The sequence below is a fragment of the Burkholderia sp. GbtcB21 genome, assembly GCF_019091065.1.
GTDB lineage: Bacteria > Pseudomonadota > Gammaproteobacteria > Burkholderiales > Burkholderiaceae > Burkholderia > Burkholderia pyrrocinia_C.
In genome coordinates, this window is record NZ_JAGXKA010000002.1 from 592,534 (window position 1) to 611,338 (window position 18,805).

An 18,805-nucleotide genomic window follows, 5' to 3' on the forward strand; every position below is an offset into this window, starting at 1 on the left:
CGGGCTGTCCCACTGCTCCGCCCACGCCGAACGGGCTCGCACCGTTCGGCTTTCACGGCAGAGCGCCTGCGGACGAAGCGCCCGCAACCCGCCCCGCCCTCGTTCAAACGCCCGTTTCGACCGCTCCGAACACCCGCGTCCACAGCGCCGTCACGGCCGCCCGCTCGTCTGCCACCATGGCCGGATCGACGCGCGCCTTCTCCATCCCGTCGAGTCGCAGCTTGTGCTGCAGCTTCCGGTACTTGCGGTAGGCCGCGCCGACGCGTTCGGCCTCGTCCGCGCCCATCAGCCCGAAGCGCGCGACCTCGCGCAGCAGCGCGATGTTGCCCGTGTTGCGGATCAGCTCGGCGTCGCTCGATGCGTGCAGCAGCACCCAGTACTGGACGATGAACTCGATGTCGACCATCCCGCCGCGATCGTGCTTCAGGTCGAACAGCTCGGTCTGGTTCGGATGGCCGGCAAACACCTTGCCGCGCATGTCGACGATCTCCTTCGCGAGCACGCCGCCGTCGCGCGGCGTCGTCAGCACCTGCTGGCGGATCACCTCGAAGTCCGCGCCGATCTGCGCGTCGCCCGCGCTGTAGCGGGCGCGCGTCAGCGCCTGGTGCTCCCACACCCACGCGGTGTTCGCGGCGTCGCCCTCGCGCAACTGGTAGCGGCGGAACGCGTCGAGATCGGTGACGAGCAGCCCGGCCTCGCCGTTCGGCCGCAGCCGCAGGTCGATGTCGAACAGCGCGCCCGCGCCCGTCGCCGTCGTGAGCCACGTGATGAGCCGCCGTGTGAAGGTCGTGTAGACGTCCGCCGAGCGCTCGTCGGGGTCGTCGTACAGGAAGATCAGGTCGAGATCCGATGCGTAGCCGAGTTCCTTGCCGCCCAGCTTGCCGTACGCGATCACCGCGAATTTCGGCACGTCGCGATGGCGCTTCGCGAGCTGCGACCAGACGACCTCGATCGTCACGTCGAGCACCGCGTCGGCCAGCTCGGACAGCCGGTCGCTCACATGCTCGACCGACAGCTGCCCGGCGAGATCGATCAGCAGGATCCGGAACACCTCGGCGTGCTGCGCGTGCCGCAGCAGGTCCATCTGTTGCTCGGGGCCGTCGGCCGCCGCGAGGCGCGCGCGCAGCGCGTCCTTGAACGCGGGCCAGTCGAACGGGCTCGCGATCGCCTCGTCGTCGAGCAGTTCGTCGAGCAGCTGCGGGTGGCGGATCAGGTAACCGCCGCCCCAGCGCGTCGCGCCGAGCACCGACAGCACGCGGTCGAGCGCGGCCGGATATTCGGTCAGCAGCGCGAGATAGACGCCGCGCCGGCTGACCGTCTCGAGCAGGTCGAACAGGCGCACGATCGTGTCGTCGCGGCGCGCGGTGTCGATCCGCGGCGCGGCCTCCAGCGCGCGTTGGGCAACGCGGTCGAAGCGGTGCCGGCTCTTTTCCGGCAGGCCCGTGTAGCGCGACGATTGCCAGACCGCGCGCAGCCGCGCGAGCACCGCCGCCGGATCGGCGAAGCCGAGGCCGTCGAGACGGGCCGCGAGTGCGTCGTCCTCGCCGTCGTCGGCGAGCGCGCCGCTCCAGATCCACGCGGCGGCCGTCTCTTCGCCTGCGCCGCAGGGCGCGCCGGTCACCTTGTCGGCGAAGATCTGGTCGAACTGCGCCTCGACGAAGTTCCGGTACTCGTCCAGCACCGTCATCAGCGCCGCATAATCGGCAAAGCCGAGCGACGCGGCCAGTGCCGCGCGTTCGTCGGGCTCGACCGGCATCGCGTGCGTCTGCGCGTCGTTGCGGTACTGCAGCCGGTGCTCGAGCGTGCGCAGGAATGTGTAAGCGTCGGTCAGGCGTGCGCACACGTCCTCGCCGATCAGCCCTCGCGCCTGCGCATGGCGCAGCACCGCGAGCGTCGGCCGCACGCGGAACTCCGCATCCTGGCCGCCGCGGATCAACTGGAACACCTGCGCGCTGAACTCGATCTCGCGAATCCCGCCGCGGCCGAGCTTGATGTCGTCGGCCTTGTCGGGCCGCATCGACGCGCGGCGCGCGGCTTCCTGCCGAATCTGCTGGTGCAGCGAACGGATCGCGCCGATCACGCCGAAATCGAGATAGCGGCGATACACGAACGGCTTGACGATCGACTCGAGCTGCGACTCCAGCCGCCGCGCCGCGTCGCTGTCGCCTTCCGACACGAGCCGCCCCTTGATCCATGCATAGCGCTCCCATTCGCGCCCCTGCACGTAGAAATATTCCTCGAGCATCCCGATGCTGCACACGAGCGGCCCCGAATCGCCGTTCGGGCGCAGCCGCATGTCGACGCGAAACACGTAGCCGTCGGCCGTGACCTCGGACAGCACGCCGATCAGGCGCCGGCCGAGCCGCGTGAAGTATTCCTGCGTGGACAGCGGCGCGCGCGCGCCGCCGGTCGTCTCGCCGTCGTCCTCGTACACGAAGATCAGGTCGATGTCCGACGACACGTTCAGCTCGCGGCCGCCGAGCTTGCCCATCCCGACCACGCCGAGCACGACGCGCTGGCCGTCGGCGCCGCGCGGCTCGCCGTACTGCGCCTCGAGTTCGGCCGACAACAGCGCGAGCGACCGCTGCACGGCCACTTCGGCGAGATCGGTCATCGCGCCCGTCACCTCGGCGACGTCCGCCAGCCCGCGCAGGTCGCGCTCCGCGACCGCGCCGAACGCCTCGGCGCGCAGTTGCCGCAGCGCGCGCTTCAGTTGCTCCTCGGACGGCGCGGCCGCGCCGTCCGGCAGCGCGAGCAGTTCGGTGAGGCGCGCATCGAGTTGCGCGCGGGCGAGCGGCGCGGCAGCCCACGCGGCGACCTGCTCGGCCAGCGCGGGCCGCGCGGCGGCCGCTCGCGCGATATAACGGGAATAAGACGTGCTGATCAGGGCGGAAGCGTCGGTCATCGAGAAGCGGGCCTGGCGGTAAGGCCGGCCGGCGCGGGCATACGCGTGCGCGCCCCGCTGCCGGCCGGCCCCGTGGACTCGGCGCGGCATCGCGGGACGCACGTGCGTCCGCCGCGAAACCGCGCGCCGGAAAGCCCGTGCCGTGCTGCCGCAACGGCCGCCGGCACGAACCCGTGTGATACATTTCAACGTCAGTCTGCAAAACTACCATATCGCCGCCCGTCCGCCGCATGTCCGACCGTCAGGAATCCGCCGTAGCTGCGCCCGAAGCGGGACCTCCGAAGCACGATCATCCAGTCCTGCGTCGCGTGTTCAAGGTGACGCTGGCCGTCGGGATCGGCACTTACTTCGTTGCGGCCGGCGCGTTCCTCGGGCTGCGCTACGTGCTGCTGCCCCGCATCGACGAATTCCGCCCGCGCATCGAGCGCGTCGTGTCCGACAAGCTCCACGCGCAGCTTTCGATCGGCAAGCTTTCCCCGAACTGGTCCGGCATGCAGCCGGGCGTCGAACTCACGAACCTGACGATCCGCGGCCGCGACGGCAAGGTCGCGCTGTCGGTGCCGCACGCGACGGCCGCGCTGTCGTGGATGTCGCTGCTGCGGCTGTCGCCCGCGCTGTCGAGCCTGATCGTCGACCAGCCCGACCTCGTCGTCGCGCGCGCGGCCGACGGCTCGCTGAGCGTCGCGGGCGTCGGCGTGGCGACCACCCACGGCGGCAGCGACACGTTCGGCACGTGGCTGCTGAGGCAGGAAGCGATCGTGCTGCGCGGCGGCACGCTGCGCTGGCGCGACGCGCAGCACGACGCGCCGGAACTCGTGCTGTCGGGCATCCGGATCGCGGTGCTCAACCACGGTCGCGTACACAGGGCCGCGCTGCAGGCGCCCGCGAACGGCACGCTGCTGCTCGGCCCGCTCGATTTCCGCGCGCGCTTCACGCACAAGGCGCTCGCGCCGGTCGGCAAGCCGTCGAACTGGACCGGCGACGCGTACCTGTCGACGGGCCCCGTCGATCTGCAGACGCTCGCCCGCTACCTCGACATACCGCTCATGATCCACGCGGGCCGGATCGACAACGCGATCTGGGCGACCTTCAGCGACGGCCACCTGCGCTCGGCGGGCGGCGACCTGCAGGGTGCCGACGTCGCGCTGCGCGTGCGTCCGACGCAACCGCGGCTCGACGTGCCGACGGTCGGCTTCGGCTGGGACATGGTGCTCGATGCCGGCCACGACTACACGCTGCACCTGACGCGCTTCAACGCGGAACTCGGCCAGCCGCCGCTGCCGGACGGCACGCCGCTCGCGCGCTCGCTCGCGCTGTCGACGCTGACGGCCCGCTACCGCGTGCCGACGGCCAGCCAGGGGCAACTGATCAGCGTCGTCGGCGACCGCGTCGATCTCGGCATCCTCAGTGAATTCATCCGCGGGCTGCCGCTGCCGGCGCACCTGCGCAACGAGCTGGTCAAGATCGACCCGCGCGGGATGGTGTCGAACTATCACATCGAGGTCGAGCGCGCGAAACCCGCGCGGGCCGAACTCGCCGACGAGGAGCGGCGCACCGGCGCCGCGCCGATCGTCCGCTACCGCTTCCTCGGCGACCTGCAGGGCATCAGCTTCGCCGCGCAGGAGCCGCCGCCGGGCCTGTCGCCGCGCGGCCACCCGCGTGCCGGCTGGCCGGGCGTCGAGAACCTGTGGGGCCGCGTCGATGCGAACGAGACGGGCGGCGCCGCGCATTTCGACACGGTCAACGCGGCCGTCACGGTGCCCGGCGAGTTCGACGAGCCGCGCCTGACGTTCGACCGGCTGCGCGGCAACGCCAAATGGGTGATCACGCCCGCGCCCGGCGACAAGCACGCGCGCGTCGACGTGACGCTGCCCGACCTGCTCGTCTCGAACCCCGATGCAGAAATCGCGGTGTCGGGCTCGTACACGAACCCCGGCCACGGCCGCGGCTCGCTCGACCTGCGCGCCGATTTCGCGCGCGCGTCGGTGGCGCGCATTCCGCGCTACCTGCCGACCGGGATGTCCGAGCACCTGCGCAACTATCTCGGCCACGCGCTGCAGGACGGCAAGGTGACCAAGGGCGCGTCGATCGTCGCCCGCGGCCCGCTCGAGAAATTCCCGTTCGAACACGAGCCGGACGCCGGCGTGTTCCACATCGTCGCGCCGTTCACCGGCGGCCGCTTCGAGCCGACGCCGTATCCGCCGCGCAAGCTCGCGAACGGCACGCCGAGCGTCTGGCCGGCGCTCGACGGGATCGACGGCGTGTTCGAGCTCGCGCAGAACAAGCTGCGCTTCGACATCGGCCGCGCGCACTACAAGCGCGTCGCGCTGACGAAGGTCACGGGCCGCATCGACGATCTCGGCCGCCCGGCCGATTCGCCGCTCGTGATCGAAGGCCATGCGAACGGCCCGCTCGCCGACTTGCTCGACTACGCGGACAACAGCTCGCTCGGCGCGATGAGCGGCCACGTGGCGCAGCGTCTCGACGCGCAGGGCCCCGCGGCGCTGTCGCTCAAGCTGACGATTCCGCAGCGCATCGCACACAAGCACACGGCCATCGAAGGCGCGCTCGCGTTCGGCGGCAACACGCTGTCAGCCGACGGCGTGCCGCCGCTGTCCGCGCTGCGCGGCCAGGTCCGCTTCACCGATGCCGGCGCGTCGCTGCACGACCTGTCGGGCCGATTCCTCGGCGGTCCGGTACACGCGAACGGCAGCTTCCGGTCGCACGGCCCGTACGCGGTGGACGTCGACGGCCGGCTCGCGCTCGACGCCGCGCGCGGGCTGAACCTGCACGGCGCGGCCGCGGCGCTGCTCGAACATGTGATCGGCGACGCGCCGTACAAGGTCGCCGTGCGCGGCACGCCGGGCCGCCTGCCCGACGTCGCCGCGCGCTCCGACCTGACCGGCGTCGCGCTGGACTTCCCGGCGCCGTTCGCGAAGGCGGCCGGCACGCCGATGCCGTTCAGCTTCACGCTGCAGCCGGCGCCGCAGGCGGACGGCAAGCGCCTCGAACACGCCGACCTGACGCTCGGCCCCGTGTCCGCGACCTACCTGCTCGACGCGACGCGCGGCCAGCCGCTGCGCGCGGTGCGCGGCGCGATGGGCATCCACCGGATGCCCGACATGCCGCAGGACGGCGTGAGCGCGGCCGTCGACGTCGACGAACTCGATGCCGACGCGTGGCTCGCGCTCGCCCGCACGCTGAAGCCCGACACGCCGCGCGCGCCGGAGCCGCAGGCCGCGCCGCGCGTCGATCTCGCGAGCTTCGCGCCGAAGCGCTTCGCGTTCCATTTCGGCACGCTGAAGTTGCTCAAGCGCAACTGGGAAAACGTGATCGTCGGCGCATCGCACGTCGACGAGCTGTGGCAGGCGAACATCGCGTCGAACCAGGTGTCGGGCTACCTGTCGTGGGCGCCGGGCGGCGGCCACAACGGCGCGGGCGTATTGAACGCGCGGCTCGCGAAGCTCGTGATTCCGGACAGCGCGCAGCAAGACCTCGTCGGCCGCGCGATGAACCTGCCGACACCGACCGACCGCCCGATACCGTCGATCGACCTGATCGTCGACCAGGTCGTCGCGCGCGCCCACGACATCGGCCGCCTCGTCGTCAACGCGCGCAACATCGACGAAGACGGCACGCCCGTGTGGCAGCTCGACAAGCTGGAACTGTCGAATCCGGCCGCGAAGCTGACGGCGACCGGCAACTGGCGCACGTCGCGCCGCGCGCTCGCCCGCGGCGCCGACGAAAACGATGCGCCGCGCCGCACCGTGTTCGACTTCAAGCTCGACATCGACAACGCGGGCGCGCTGCTCGACCGCGTCGGCCTGCCGCGCACGCTCGCGGACGGACACGGCACGGTAACGGGCAAGGTCGGCTGGCGCGGCGGCCCGACCGCGGTCGACTTCCCGTCGCTCGGCGGCCAGGTCGCGCTCGACCTCGAGCACGGGCAGATCCTGAAGGTCGATCCGGGTGCGGCGAAGCTGCTCGGCGTACTGAGCCTGCAGAGCCTCGCGCGCTTCCTGACGCTGAATTTCCGCGACGTGGTCGGCAAGGGGCTGCCGTTCGACAAGATCACGGGCACCGGCCGGATCTCGAACGGGATCGCGCGCACCGACGACTTTTCGATGACGACGGGGCCCGCGAACGTGACGGTGCGCGGCGCGGTCGACCTCGGCGCCGAAACGCAGGACCTGCACGCGCACGTCGCCCCGAAGATCGGCGCCGGCACGGCGGCGATCGCAGCCGCGATCGTCAATCCGCTGCTCGGCGTCGGCGTGCTGGCCGCGAACTACGCGCTGTCGGAGACGCTGTCGCGCGCGTTCGCGCTCGACTACGCGATCACGGGCTCGTGGGCACACCCGCACATCGAGCGGGTGCGGGGCGATCAGGGTAAGATGAATCACGGTCCGGCCGATGCAACGAACCATTGAGTTCCGCGCGCTGCCGGGCCGCACCCCATTTATGACGCAACCGATCCCGCGATGACCGACCACACCCGTTCCGCCACGCCCTTTCGGGTCGCCGCGCTGCAGATGGTGAGCACGCCGGACGTCGCGCGCAATCTCGCCGAAGCCCGCCGCCTGATCGCGGAAGCGGCCGGCGAAGGCGCGCAGCTCGTGCTGCTGCCCGAGTATTTCTGCTTCATGGGCCACCGCGACACCGACAAGCTCGCGCTCGCCGAACCCTACCAGGACGGCCCGATCCAGCGCTTCCTCGCTGACGCCGCGCGCCGCCACGGCATCTGGGTGATCGGCGGCACGCTGCCGCTGAAGGCGCCGGAGCCCGATCGCGTGCTGAACACGACACTCGTGTTCGATCCGTCCGGCAACGAGGCCGCGCGCTACGACAAGATCCACCTGTTCAACTTCGAGAAAGGCGACGAGTCGTTCGACGAGGCGCGCACGATCCGCGCGGGCGATACGGTCGTCGCGTTCGACGCGCCGTTCGGGCGGGTCGGCCTGTCGGTCTGTTACGATCTGCGCTTTCCGGAGCTGTATCGCAGGATGGGCGACTGCGCGATGATCGTCGTACCGTCCGCGTTTACGTATACGACGGGCCGCGCGCACTGGGAAACGCTGCTGCGCGCGCGGGCCGTCGAGAACCAGTGCTACGTGCTCGCGGCCGCTCAGGGCGGCAAGCACGAGAACGGCCGGCGCACCTGGGGCCACAGCATGCTGATCGACCCGTGGGGCGAGGTCGTCGCGGTCCGCGACGTGGGCGCAAGCGTCGTGCTCGGTGCGATCGATCCGCAGCGCATCGCCGACGTGCGCCAGAGCCTGCCCGCGTGGCGGCACCGCGTGCTGACCTGAATCCGCCGCGCCGCTTGAAACGCCGCGCGGCCAACCCATCTGCCCAGAAGCACCCGACAACTTTTTGAGAAACCCCGATATCCGCATGAACATCATCGAACCCGGCATCCGCAACCTCGCGCTGGCGAAGGACATCCTGCTCACGCCGTACGGCCTCGACGAAAGCCTGCTCACGCGCACGATCGCCGACATCTTCACGCATCGCGTCGACTACGCGGACCTGTACTTCCAGGCGACCCGCAGCGAAGCGTGGAGCCTCGAGGAAGGCATCGTCAAGTCGGGCAGCTTCAGCATCGACCAGGGCGTCGGCGTGCGCGCGGTCGCGGGCGACCGCACCGCGTTCGCGTATTCCGACGACCTGTCGCCGGAAGCGATCGCGCAGGCGGCCGCGGCCACCAAGGCGATCGCGGCGGCCGGCGGCGGCCGGCAGAAGATCAAGGCGGCGACGTCGCTGAAGGGCATCTCGGGCCGCGACCTGTACCTGCCGTCCGACCCGCTCGCGTCGCTCGACGCGACGGCCAAGGTCAAGCTGCTCGAACGCATCGAGCAGATGGCGCGCGGCCGCGACCCGCGCGTCACGCAGGTGATGGCGGGCCTCGCCGGCGAATACGACGTCGTGCTCGTCGCGCGCAGCGACGGCGCACTCGCGGCCGACATCCGCCCGCTCGTGCGCGTGTCGGTCACGGTGATCGCCGAACAGAACGGCCGCCGCGAGATCGGCTCCGGCGGCGGCGGCGGCCGCTTCGACTACGGCTACTTCACCGATGAAGTGCTGTCGCGCTACGTCGACGACGCCGTGCACGCGGCACTCGTGAACCTCGACGCCCGCCCCGCGCCGGCCGGCGCGATGACGGTCGTGCTCGGGCCGGGCTGGCCGGGCGTGCTGCTGCACGAGGCGATCGGCCACGGCCTCGAGGGCGACTTCAACCGCAAGGGCTCGTCGGCATTCGCGGGCCGGATCGGCGAACAGGTCGCCGCGAAGGGCGTGACCGTCGTCGACGACGGCACGCTGCCGAACCGCCGCGGCTCGCTGAACATCGACGACGAAGGCAACCCGACGCAGTGCACGACGCTGATCGAGGACGGCATCCTGAAGGGCTACATCCAGGACACGCTGAACGCGCGCCTGATGAAGATGCCGGTCACGGGCAATGCACGGCGCGAGTCGTACGCGGCGCTGCCGATGCCGCGCATGACGAACACGTACATGCTGAACGGCGACAAGGATCCGCAGGAAATCATCGCGTCGGTGAAGAACGGCCTGTACGCGGTGAACTTCGGCGGCGGCCAGGTCGACATCACGAACGGCAAGTTCGTGTTCTCGGCGTCCGAGGCGTACATGATCGAGAACGGCAAGATCACCTACCCGGTGAAGGGCGCGACGCTGATCGGCAGCGGCCCCGAATCGCTGAAGTACGTGAGCATGATCGGCGACGACATGTCGCTCGACACGGGCGTCGGCGTGTGCGGCAAGGAAGGCCAGAGCGTGCCGGTCGGCGTCGGCCAGCCGACCCTGCGGATCGACAAGATGACGGTCGGCGGTACGGCATAACCGCATCGCAGCGCAGACAATCCGCGCATTTTGAAGAAAACGCGCGGATTGTCCGCATTTTTGACGCCTCCCGGTTGCCAGCCGCCCGGCGACGGGGTATAAATTCCGAATCAACTTTTTTGACGAACCGAATCTCCGTCATGTCCGCCAAGTTTTATTTTTACTTTTTTTGGCATCTCAGACCGCTGGCGGATCGAGAGGGTTGATGGCGCGTAAAGCGCAACCGAAATTCCCGAGAAAACCGCCGGCGAACCCGGCGGTTTTTTTTCGCCCTTCGCCACCCGGTCGCCGCCGCAGCGGTCCCGCGGCCCCGACCGAAACCACTGAATCGCTTGAATTGATGAATCTGCCGCACGCGCACTGACCGAACGGCGCCCGCAAAACCAGGAGAAACAGCATGCCCCCGCACAATACCGACGACGTCCGCATTCGCGAACTCAAGGAACTGACGCCGCCCGCCCACCTGATCCGCGAATTCGCGTGCTCCGAAGCCGCGTCCGAGCTGATCTACAACTCGCGCCAGTCGATGCACCGCATCCTGCACGGGATGGACGACCGGCTGATCGTCGTGATCGGGCCGTGCTCGATCCACGATACGAAGGCGGCGATCGAATACGCGGGCCGGCTCGTGAAGGAGCGTGAGCGCTTCAAGGGCGAACTGGAAATCGTGATGCGCGTGTACTTCGAGAAGCCGCGCACGACGGTCGGCTGGAAGGGGCTCATCAACGATCCGCACCTCGACAACAGCTTCAAGATCAACGAAGGGCTGCGCACCGCGCGCGAGCTGCTGCTGCAGATCAACGAGATGGGGCTGCCGGCCGCGACCGAATACCTCGACATGATCAGCCCGCAGTACATCGCCGACCTGATCTCGTGGGGCGCGATCGGCGCGCGCACGACCGAGTCGCAGGTGCACCGCGAGCTCGCGTCGGGGCTGTCGTGCCCGGTCGGCTTCAAGAACGGCACCGACGGCAACGTGAAGATCGCGGTCGACGCGATCAAGGCTGCATCGCAACCGCACCATTTCCTGTCGGTGACGAAGGGCGGCCACTCGGCGATCGTGTCGACGGCCGGCAACGAGGATTGCCACGTGATCCTGCGCGGCGGCAAGACGCCGAACTACGACGCGGACAGCGTGAACGCCGCCTGCGCGGACATCGGCAAGGCCGGCCTCGCCGCGCGCCTGATGATCGACGCGAGCCACGCGAACAGCTCGAAGAAGCACGAGAACCAGATCCCGGTGTGCGCGGACATCGGCCGCCAGATCGCGGCGGGCGACGAGCGGATCGTCGGCGTGATGATCGAGTCGCATCTCGTCGAAGGCCGTCAGGACCTGAAGGAAGGCTGCCCGCTGACCTACGGCCAGAGCATCACCGATGCGTGCATCGCATGGGACGACAGCGTGAAGGTGCTCGAAGGCCTCGCGGAGTCGGTCAAGGCGCGGCGCGTGGCGCGCGGCAGCGGCAACTGATCACTGGCATCGCAACGAAAATGCCCGGCTCGCGCCGGGCATTTTTTATTGGCCGGAGACCACCCGTCAGCGCATCACTCGAGCGCGCCCGAGCCGAAGATTTCGGTATTGATGCGTTCCGGCGCGACGCCGAGCGCGACCAGCGCATCGCGTTGCGCCTTCATGAACGCGATCGGACCGCAGATGTAGTAGTCGGCGCCCGGCACCAGCGCGAATTCCTTCACGCGTTCCGGCGTGAGCCGCCCTTCGAGGTCATGGTCGATCCCTGCGCGATCGTCCGGGCCGACCAGTTCGTACAGCACCGTGCGCTTGACGTTCGCGTGCTCGCGCACCGCATCGTTCAGCCAGTCGCGGAACGCGTGCACCGCGCCCGAACGGCATGCATGGACGAAGCGCACGTCGCGCTTGCTGCCTTCCGACACCAGCGTCGACGCCATCGACACCATCGGCGTCAGGCCGACGCCGCCGGAGATCAGCACCACCGGCGTCTCGACACCGCGCTTCAGCGAGAATTCGCCCATCGGCGCGGTCACTTCGACGATCGCGCCCTCCTCCACGCCGTCGTGCATCAGCGTCGATACCTTGCCGGCCGGGATCGCCTCGGGCTGGCCCGACTCGCGCTTCACCGAGATACGCAGCCACTTGCCGTGCGGCGCGTCGGACAGGCTGTACTGGCGCGGCTGGTCGACGCCGAGATCGCCGACGAAGCGCTTCACCGTGACGTACTGTCCCGGCTCGAAGGTCGGCGCCGTGCCACCGTCAGCCGGGCTCAGGTAGAACGACGTGATCTCGTCGCTCTCGCGCACCTTGCGCGCCACCTTGAACGGACGGAAGCCGCTCCACGCGGCGCCCGCGTACAGGTCGGCCTCGGCGCCGATCAGGATCTGCGCGAGCTGGCCGTACGCGACGCGCCAGGCTTCGAGCGTATCGGCATCGACCGCATCGCCGAGCACTTCGACGATCGACGCGAGCAGGTTCTCGCCGACGATCGGGTAATGCTCGGGGCGGATGTTCAGGCTCGCGTGCTTGTGCGCGATGTGCGACACCGCACCGCCGAGCGCGCCGAGATTGTCGATGTTCGCCGCATACGCATAAACCGCCTTCGCGAGCGTTTCCGGCTGGCTGCCGGTCTTCTGGTGCGTCTGGTTGAACAGGTTTTTCAGTTCCGGATGGCGCGCGAACATGCGCTGGTAGAAATGCTTCGTGATCGTCGCGCCGTGCACGGCGAGGACAGGGGCAGTGGCCTTCACGCGAGCCATCTGGTCAGCGGTGATCTGGGTCATGTTCGGTTCTCCGTTAAACATGCCCATAAGATACATGTTTAAAAACCTGCCTCACCCGGACAAATTGTCGCAGTGCGGAACAGCGCCACGGCGCGCTAGCGGACGCGCCCGCGCTCCCACAGTACGTCCGTCCCGCCGTCGGCACGGTTCAGCACGCGCGCCAGCACGAACAGCAGGTCGGACAGCCGGTTCACGTATCGCCGCGGCGCATCGTTGAGCGTTTCGTCGCGGCCGAGCGCGACGATCGAGCGCTCCGCGCGGCGGCACACCGTCCGGCACACGTGCGCAAGCGACGCCGCGCGCGAGCCGGCCGGCAGGATGAATTCCTTCAGCGGCTGCAGCGTCGCGTTGTAGTCGGCGAGCCACCGGTCGAGGCGCGCGAGATGCGTGTCGTCGAGCACCGCATGGCCGGGGATGCACAGCTCGCCGCCGAGATCGAACAGGTCGTGCTGGATCGTGACGAGCGCGGTGCGCACATCGTCCGGCAGCGTCTCGGCGAGCAGCACGCCGAGATTCGAGTTCAGTTCGTCGACGTCGCCGATCGCCGCGATCCGCACGTCGTCCTTGCCGATGCGGCGTCCGTCGCCGAGGCCGGTGGTGCCGTCATCGCCCGTGCGCGTCGCGATCTTGCTCAAGCGGTTGCCCATGCGAATGTCCTCTCGTACGCGGCCGCGATGCGGCCCGGTTGGGTTGAAGCACGATTATCGCAGCCCGCGGCGAGGCTCGCAGCAGGCGTTACAGCGTAGAATGGGCCGAAAGTTCGACAAGCAGTCAGGAGACATTCGTGAATCACCCCGCCCCGCCTGCCGCCACGCGCCGCCCGCTTCCCCCCGCCATGCTCGATGCGCTGCGCGCCGCCTTCGGCGAGCGCGTGTCGACCGCCGAAGCGGTCCGCGCGCACCACGGCCGCGACGAATCGCCGTTTGATCCGCAACTGCCCGACGCCGTCGTGTTCGCGCACAGCGCGGACGACGTGCGCGAAGTCGTGTCGCTGTGCTCGCTCTACAGCGTGCCGCTGATCCCGTACGGCGCCGGCTCGTCGCTCGAAGGCCACCTGCTGGCGGTGCGCGGCGGCGTATCGCTCGACCTGTCGGAAATGAACCGCGTGCTGTCGATCAACGCCGAGGACCTGACCGTGACGGTCGAGCCGGGCATCACGCGCAAGGCGCTCAACGAAGCGCTGCGCGACACCGGCCTGTTCTTCCCGATCGACCCGGGCGCCGACGCCAGCATCGGCGGGATGACCGCGACCCGCGCATCGGGCACCAACGCCGTGCGCTACGGCACGATGCGCGAGAACGTGCTCGGCCTGACCGCCGTGCTCGCCGACGGCCGCGTCGTGAAAACGGGCTCGCGCGCGCGCAAATCGTCCGCCGGCTACGACCTCACACGCCTGTTCGTCGGCTCCGAAGGTACGCTCGGCGTGATCACCGAGATCACGCTGCGCCTGCACCCGCTGCCCGAAGCCGTGTCGGCCGCGATCTGCACGTTCCCGACGATGGGCGACGCGGTGCGCACCGTGATCGAGACGATCCAGATCGGCGTGCCGATCGCGCGCGTCGAATTCGTCGATTCGCTCGCCGTGCGCTCGATCAACCGCCACTCGAACCTGACGCTCGCCGAAGCGCCGACGCTGTTCTTCGAATTCCACGGCACCGAGGCCGGCGTGAAGGAACAGGCCGAACTCGTGCAGGCGCTCGCCGGCCAGAACAACGGCCAGGGCTTCGAATGGGCGACCCGCCCGGAGGACCGCAGCCGGCTCTGGGCCGCGCGCCACAACGCGTACTTCGCGATGCTGCAATTGAAGCCGGGCTGCCGCGCGGTGACGACCGACGTCTGCGTGCCGATCTCGCAGCTCGCCGCGTGCGTCGAGGAAACCGAAGTCGACCTGCGCGCGTCGTCGCTGCCCTGCCCGATCGTCGGCCACGTCGGCGACGGCAATTTCCACGTCGCGATCCTGATCGATCCCGACAAGCCCGAGGAACTCGCCGAAGCCGAGCACATCAACGACCGGATCGTCGAGCGCGCGCTGCGCCTCGGCGGCACCTGCACGGGCGAGCACGGCGTCGGGCTGCACAAGATGCGGTTCCTGCCGAAGGAGCACGGCGACAACGCGATCGACACGATGCGCGCGATCAAGCTCGCGCTCGATCCGCGCAACCTGATGAATCCCGGCAAGATTTTCACGTGCTGAGACGGCGGCGCGACGGCGCGCCGCCTGCTGCAGGAGACCCCATGAACGCTCCCGTCGAACTGTCGAGCGCAGCACGCGCGCAGCGCCAGCGCGAAGTCGTGCAGGCCCTGATGGCCGTGCTGCCGACGCACTGCCTGCTGTACCGCGACGAAGACACGGCGCCGTACGAATGCGACGGCCTGTCCGCGTACCGCCGCCTGCCGCTCGCGGTCGCGCTGCCCGAAACGGAATCGCAGGTGCAGCGGATCGTGCAGATCTGCCGCCGCATGGAAGTGCCGATCGTGCCGCGCGGCGCGGGCACCAGCCTGTCGGGCGGCGCGCTGCCGATCGCGCTCGGCGTCGTGCTGTCGCTCGCGCGCTTCACGCGCATCGTCGAAGTCGACCCGTACGCGCGCACGGCGACCGTGCAGCCCGGCGTGCGCAACCTCGCGATCTCGGAAGCCGCCGCGCCGTACGGCCTGTATTACGCACCCGATCCGTCGTCGCAGATCGCCTGCACGATCGGCGGCAACGTCGCGGAAAATTCCGGCGGCGTCCATTGCCTGAAATACGGGCTGACCGTGCACAACGTGATGCGCGTGCGCGCGGTGACGATCGACGGCGAGATCGTCGAGTTCGGCTCGCTCGCGCTCGACATGCCGGGCCTCGACCTGCTCGCCGTGATGATCGGCAGCGAAGGGATGTTCGCGATCGTCACCGAAGTCACGGTGCGGCTGATCCCGAAACCGCAGACCGCGCAACTCGTGATGGCGAGCTTCGACGACGTGGTCAAGGGCGGCGAGGCCGTCGCGGCGATCATCGCGTCGGGCATCATCCCGGCCGGGCTCGAGATGATGGACAAGCCGGCCACGCAGGCCGTCGAGGCATTCACGCACGCGGGCTACGACCTCGACGCGAAGGCGATCCTGCTGTGCGAATCGGACGGCACGCCGGAAGAAGTCGCCGAAGAGATCGTGCGGATGACGGCCGTGCTGCGCGAGCACGGCGCAACGCGCATCCAGGTGTCGCGCAACGAACAGGAGCGGTTGCGCTACTGGTCGGGCCGCAAGAATGCGTTCCCGGCCGCCGGCCGCATTTCCGCCGACTATTACTGCATGGACGGCACCGTGCCGCGCCGCGCGATCGGCCCGCTGCTCGCGCGCATCGAGCAGCTCGAGACGCGCTACGGGCTGCGTTGCATCAACGTGTTCCATGCGGGTGACGGCAACATGCATCCGCTGATCCTGTACAACGCGAACGATCCGGACGAGCTGCACCGCGCCGAGGCGTTCGGCGCGGAAATCCTCGAATGCTGCGTGGAATTCGGCGGCAGCGTGACGGGCGAGCACGGCGTCGGCATCGAGAAGCTCAATTCGATGTGCGTACAGTTCTCGCCGCAGGAGCGCGATGCGTTCTTCGCGGTCAAGCGCGCATTCGATCCCGCGGGGCTGCTGAACCCCGACAAGGGCATCCCGACCCGCGCGCGCTGCGCCGAGTACGGCCGCCAGCACGTGCGCGGCGGGCTGCTGCCGCACCCCGACCTGCCGCGCTTCTGAGCGTCGCGCGGGGCGCGGCGCGCGCCGGCGGCACGGCCCGCGCCGTGCTGCCGTGCCCGCGCGGCCCATTCGCGCGGCGGCGCGGGCATGCGGTCTGCAATACGGGGCTTAGGGATAGTCGCGATGTGGAATCGCGCCACCCCGGTACAATCGACCGAACAACAAGTCGAGGCAGCAACAGAACATGGAAGAGGACGACATCGTCGCCGGATGGGCCGAGCGCATCCGCGCGGCCAGCGCCGACGGCCGGCCGCTGCGGATTCGCGGCGGCGGCACCAAGGACTGGTACGGCCAGGCGCTCGAGGGCGAAATACTCGACACGCGCGCGTTTCAGGGCATCGTGTCGTACGACCCGGCCGAACTCGTCGTCACGGTCCGCGCGGGCACGCCGCTCGCCGAGCTCGAAGCCGTCCTCGCCGAATGCGGCCAGATGCTGCCGTTCGAGCCGCCGCACTTCGGCCGCGCGGCCACCGTCGGCGGCTGCATCGCGGCGGGCCTCGCGGGCCCGCGCCGCGCCACCTGCGGCGCACCGCGCGATTTCGTGCTCGGCGTCACGCTGATGAACGGCCGCGGCGAGGTGCTGCGGTTCGGCGGTCAGGTCGTGAAGAACGTCGCCGGCTACGACGTGTCGCGGCTGATGGCCGGTTCGCTCGGCACGCTCGGGCTGATGCTCGACCTGTCGATCAAGGTGCTGCCGATGCCCGTCGCCGAAGTCACGCTGAAGTTCGAGATGACCGCGACCGACGCGGTGCGCAAGCTCAACGAATGGGGCGGCCATCCGCTGCCCGTCAGCGCGAGCGCGTGGCGCAACGGCACGCTCGTGCTGCGCCTGTCGGGCGCCGAAGCGGCCGTGAAATCCGCGAAGGCGCTGCTCGGCGGCGAAGTCGTCGACGCGGTCGAAGCCGAGCGCTTCTGGGCCGGCCTGCGCGAGCATACCGATCCGTTCTTCAACGGCATCCCGCCCGGCTATGCGCTGTGGCGCCTCGCGCTGCCGTCGATCACCGAACCGATGCACCTGCCCGGCACCCAGCTGATGGAATGGGGCGGCGCGCAGCGCTGGTGGATCACCGACGCCGATGCGCAGACCGTGCGCATGAGCGCGAAGCAGGCCGGCGGCCACGCGACGCTGTTCCGCGCGGGCGACACGTACGACCGCAGCGCGGGCGTGTTCACGCCGCTGCCCGCCCCGATGATGAAAATCCACCGCGGGCTGAAGGCCGCGTTCGATCCCGCGCGCATTTTCAACCGCGGCCGGCTCTACCCCGATCTCTGAGGGCTCGATGCAAACGAACCTCGCCGATTTCATCCGCAACACGCCCGACGGCGACGAAGCCGACGCGATCCTGCGCAAGTGCGTGCATTGCGGGTTCTGCACCGCGACCTGCCCGACCTATCAACTGCTCGGCGACGAACTCGACGGCCCGCGCGGGCGCATCTACCTGATCAAGCAGATGGTCGAAGGCGCGCCCGTCACGCGCAGCACGCAGCAGCATCTCGACCGCTGCCTGACGTGCCGAAGCTGCGAGACGACCTGCCCGTCCGGCGTTCAGTACGGCCGGCTCGTCGAGATCGGCCGCAAGCACGTCGAGGCGCAGGTGCGGCGCCCCGTGCAGCAGCGGATCGTGCGCCGCGTGCTCGCGAGCCTCGTGCCGAACGCCGCGCTGTTCTCGCCCATGATGCGGCTCGGCCAGCACGTGCGGCCGCTGCTGCCGAAGCGGCTGCGCGACAAGGTGCCGCCGCGCACGCGGCTGCTCGAATGGCCGCACCGCACGCATACGCGCAAGATGCTGATGCTCGGCGGCTGCGTGCAGCCGTCGATGCTGCCGAACATCAACATCGCGACCGCGCGCGTGCTCGACGCGCTCGGCATCGAGACGGTCGTCGCGCCCGACGCGGGCTGCTGCGGCGCGATCCGCCTGCACCTGAACTATCACGACGAGGCGCTCGACGACGCACGCCGCAACATCGACGCATGGTGGCCCCATGTCGAGCAAGGCGCCGAGGCGATCGTGATGAACGCGTCGGGCTGCGGCGCGACGGTGCTCGAATACGCGCACCTGCTGCGCGACGACCCGGCCTACGCGGAGCGGGCGCAGCGCATCGTCTCGCTGACGCGCGACATCTCCGACGTGCTGCTCGCATTCGAGGCCGAGCTCGCGACGCTCGCACGGCGCCGCGCGATCCACACGGTCGCGTACCATCCGCCGTGCACGCTGCAGCATGGGCAGCAGTCGCGCGGCAAGGTCGAACGCCTGCTCGAGACGCTCGGCATCGACGTGCGGCTGCCGGCCGACAGCCATCTGTGCTGCGGCTCGGCCGGCACCTATTCGCTGACGCAGCCGTCGCTGTCGTACCGGTTGCGCAAGCAGAAGCTGCTGAAGCTGCAGGCGCTCGAACCGCAGATGATCGTGTCCGGCAACATCGGCTGCATCGCGCACCTGCAAAGCGGCACGCAGATTCCGGTCGTCCACTGGGTCCAGCTCGTCGAGCATTTGCTGTACGGCTGACGCGGGCGTCGCGCGCGGCGTCCGTATAATGGGCGGATCGATGCGCCGC

Annotated in this window: 11 protein-coding genes and 1 pseudogene; 9 read left to right on the forward strand and 3 right to left on the reverse strand. The window is 69.5% G+C overall.

Features of this window, described 5'->3' with window-relative positions; genetic code table 11:
* Positions 1 to 103: 103 nt before the first annotated feature.
* Positions 104 to 2,905, reverse strand: a complete 2,802-nt coding sequence (glnE, locus tag KVT39_RS07075) for a bifunctional [glutamate--ammonia ligase]-adenylyl-L-tyrosine phosphorylase/[glutamate--ammonia-ligase] adenylyltransferase (protein ID WP_217588261.1) — start codon at positions 2,903 to 2,905, stop codon at positions 104 to 106.
* 230 nt (positions 2,906 to 3,135) lie between these two features.
* On the opposite strand from glnE, the gene KVT39_RS07080 reads away from it, so the two are divergent.
* The 5 genes and pseudogenes from KVT39_RS07080 to aroG all read left to right on the forward strand — a co-directional run bounded on the left by KVT39_RS07080 (position 3,136) and on the right by aroG (position 11,237).
* Positions 3,136 to 7,335 carry an AsmA-like C-terminal region-containing protein gene (locus KVT39_RS07080; protein ID WP_217588267.1) on the forward strand — a complete coding sequence of 1,400 codons (4,200 nt, stop codon included), beginning with the start codon at positions 3,136 to 3,138 and terminating at the stop codon, positions 7,333 to 7,335.
* Between the two features lie 51 nt (positions 7,336 to 7,386).
* Positions 7,387 to 8,214: a carbon-nitrogen hydrolase family protein gene (locus tag KVT39_RS07085; protein WP_131948287.1), complete on the forward strand. Its 828-nt coding sequence runs from the start codon at positions 7,387 to 7,389 to the stop codon at positions 8,212 to 8,214.
* Positions 8,215 to 8,299: 85 nt separating this feature from the next.
* Positions 8,300 to 9,766 carry a metalloprotease TldD gene (gene tldD / locus KVT39_RS07090; RefSeq protein ID WP_217588271.1) on the forward strand — a complete coding sequence of 489 codons (1,467 nt, stop codon included), beginning with the start codon at positions 8,300 to 8,302 and terminating at the stop codon, positions 9,764 to 9,766.
* Positions 9,767 to 9,770: 4 nt separating this feature from the next.
* Positions 9,771 to 9,972 (forward strand): annotated as a pseudogene (locus KVT39_RS38400) (hypothetical protein).
* A gap of 191 nt (positions 9,973 to 10,163) precedes the next feature.
* Complete coding sequence (gene aroG / locus KVT39_RS07095; protein WP_034182785.1) at positions 10,164 to 11,237, forward strand: 3-deoxy-7-phosphoheptulonate synthase AroG; 1,074 nt, start codon at positions 10,164 to 10,166, stop codon at positions 11,235 to 11,237.
* Positions 11,238 to 11,311: 74 nt separating this feature from the next.
* Here aroG and hmpA read toward each other — a convergent pair whose 3' ends face one another.
* Positions 11,312 to 12,520 carry an NO-inducible flavohemoprotein gene (gene hmpA / locus KVT39_RS07100; protein ID WP_175748722.1) on the reverse strand — a complete coding sequence of 403 codons (1,209 nt, stop codon included), beginning with the start codon at positions 12,518 to 12,520 and terminating at the stop codon, positions 11,312 to 11,314.
* 95 nt (positions 12,521 to 12,615) lie between these two features.
* Complete coding sequence (locus tag KVT39_RS07105; protein WP_034182784.1) at positions 12,616 to 13,167, reverse strand: cob(I)yrinic acid a,c-diamide adenosyltransferase; 552 nt, start codon at positions 13,165 to 13,167, stop codon at positions 12,616 to 12,618.
* A 137-nt stretch (positions 13,168 to 13,304) separates the two neighbouring features.
* Here KVT39_RS07105 and KVT39_RS07110 point away from each other — a divergent pair, with 137 nt between their 5' ends.
* The 4 genes from KVT39_RS07110 to glcF all read left to right on the forward strand — a co-directional run bounded on the left by KVT39_RS07110 (position 13,305) and on the right by glcF (position 18,756).
* Positions 13,305 to 14,714 (forward strand): FAD-binding oxidoreductase, encoded by a 1,410-nt coding sequence (locus KVT39_RS07110; RefSeq protein WP_034182783.1) that lies wholly within the window; start codon positions 13,305 to 13,307, stop codon positions 14,712 to 14,714.
* A gap of 41 nt (positions 14,715 to 14,755) precedes the next feature.
* Positions 14,756 to 16,249 (forward strand): FAD-linked oxidase C-terminal domain-containing protein, encoded by a 1,494-nt coding sequence (locus tag KVT39_RS07115; protein WP_034182782.1) that lies wholly within the window; start codon positions 14,756 to 14,758, stop codon positions 16,247 to 16,249.
* A gap of 184 nt (positions 16,250 to 16,433) precedes the next feature.
* The gene (gene glcE, locus KVT39_RS07120; protein ID WP_105389823.1) at positions 16,434 to 17,522 is read left to right on the forward strand and encodes a glycolate oxidase subunit GlcE; all 1,089 of its coding nucleotides are present in this window, start codon (positions 16,434 to 16,436) and stop codon (positions 17,520 to 17,522) included.
* Between the two features lie 7 nt (positions 17,523 to 17,529).
* The gene (glcF, locus tag KVT39_RS07125; protein WP_034182780.1) at positions 17,530 to 18,756 is read left to right on the forward strand and encodes a glycolate oxidase subunit GlcF; all 1,227 of its coding nucleotides are present in this window, start codon (positions 17,530 to 17,532) and stop codon (positions 18,754 to 18,756) included.
* Positions 18,757 to 18,805 lie beyond the last annotated feature (49 nt).

What these genes read in the sequence shown, in the direction of transcription:
- glnE (WP_217588261.1), bottom strand. Translation starts at nt 2,905, where the DNA reads ATGACCGACGCTTCCGCCCTGATCAGCACGTCTTATTCCCGTTATATC.
- KVT39_RS07080 (WP_217588267.1), top strand. Translation starts at nt 3,136, where the DNA reads ATGTCCGACCGTCAGGAATCCGCCGTAGCTGCGCCCGAAGCGGGACCT.
- KVT39_RS07085 (WP_131948287.1), top strand. Translation starts at nt 7,387, where the DNA reads ATGACCGACCACACCCGTTCCGCCACGCCCTTTCGGGTCGCCGCGCTG.
- tldD (WP_217588271.1), top strand. Translation starts at nt 8,300, where the DNA reads ATGAACATCATCGAACCCGGCATCCGCAACCTCGCGCTGGCGAAGGAC.
- aroG (WP_034182785.1), top strand. Translation starts at nt 10,164, where the DNA reads ATGCCCCCGCACAATACCGACGACGTCCGCATTCGCGAACTCAAGGAA.
- hmpA (WP_175748722.1), bottom strand. Translation starts at nt 12,520, where the DNA reads ATGACCCAGATCACCGCTGACCAGATGGCTCGCGTGAAGGCCACTGCC.
- KVT39_RS07105 (WP_034182784.1), bottom strand. Translation starts at nt 13,167, where the DNA reads ATGGGCAACCGCTTGAGCAAGATCGCGACGCGCACGGGCGATGACGGC.
- KVT39_RS07115 (WP_034182782.1), top strand. Translation starts at nt 14,756, where the DNA reads ATGAACGCTCCCGTCGAACTGTCGAGCGCAGCACGCGCGCAGCGCCAG.
- glcE (WP_105389823.1), top strand. Translation starts at nt 16,434, where the DNA reads ATGGAAGAGGACGACATCGTCGCCGGATGGGCCGAGCGCATCCGCGCG.
- glcF (WP_034182780.1), top strand. Translation starts at nt 17,530, where the DNA reads ATGCAAACGAACCTCGCCGATTTCATCCGCAACACGCCCGACGGCGAC.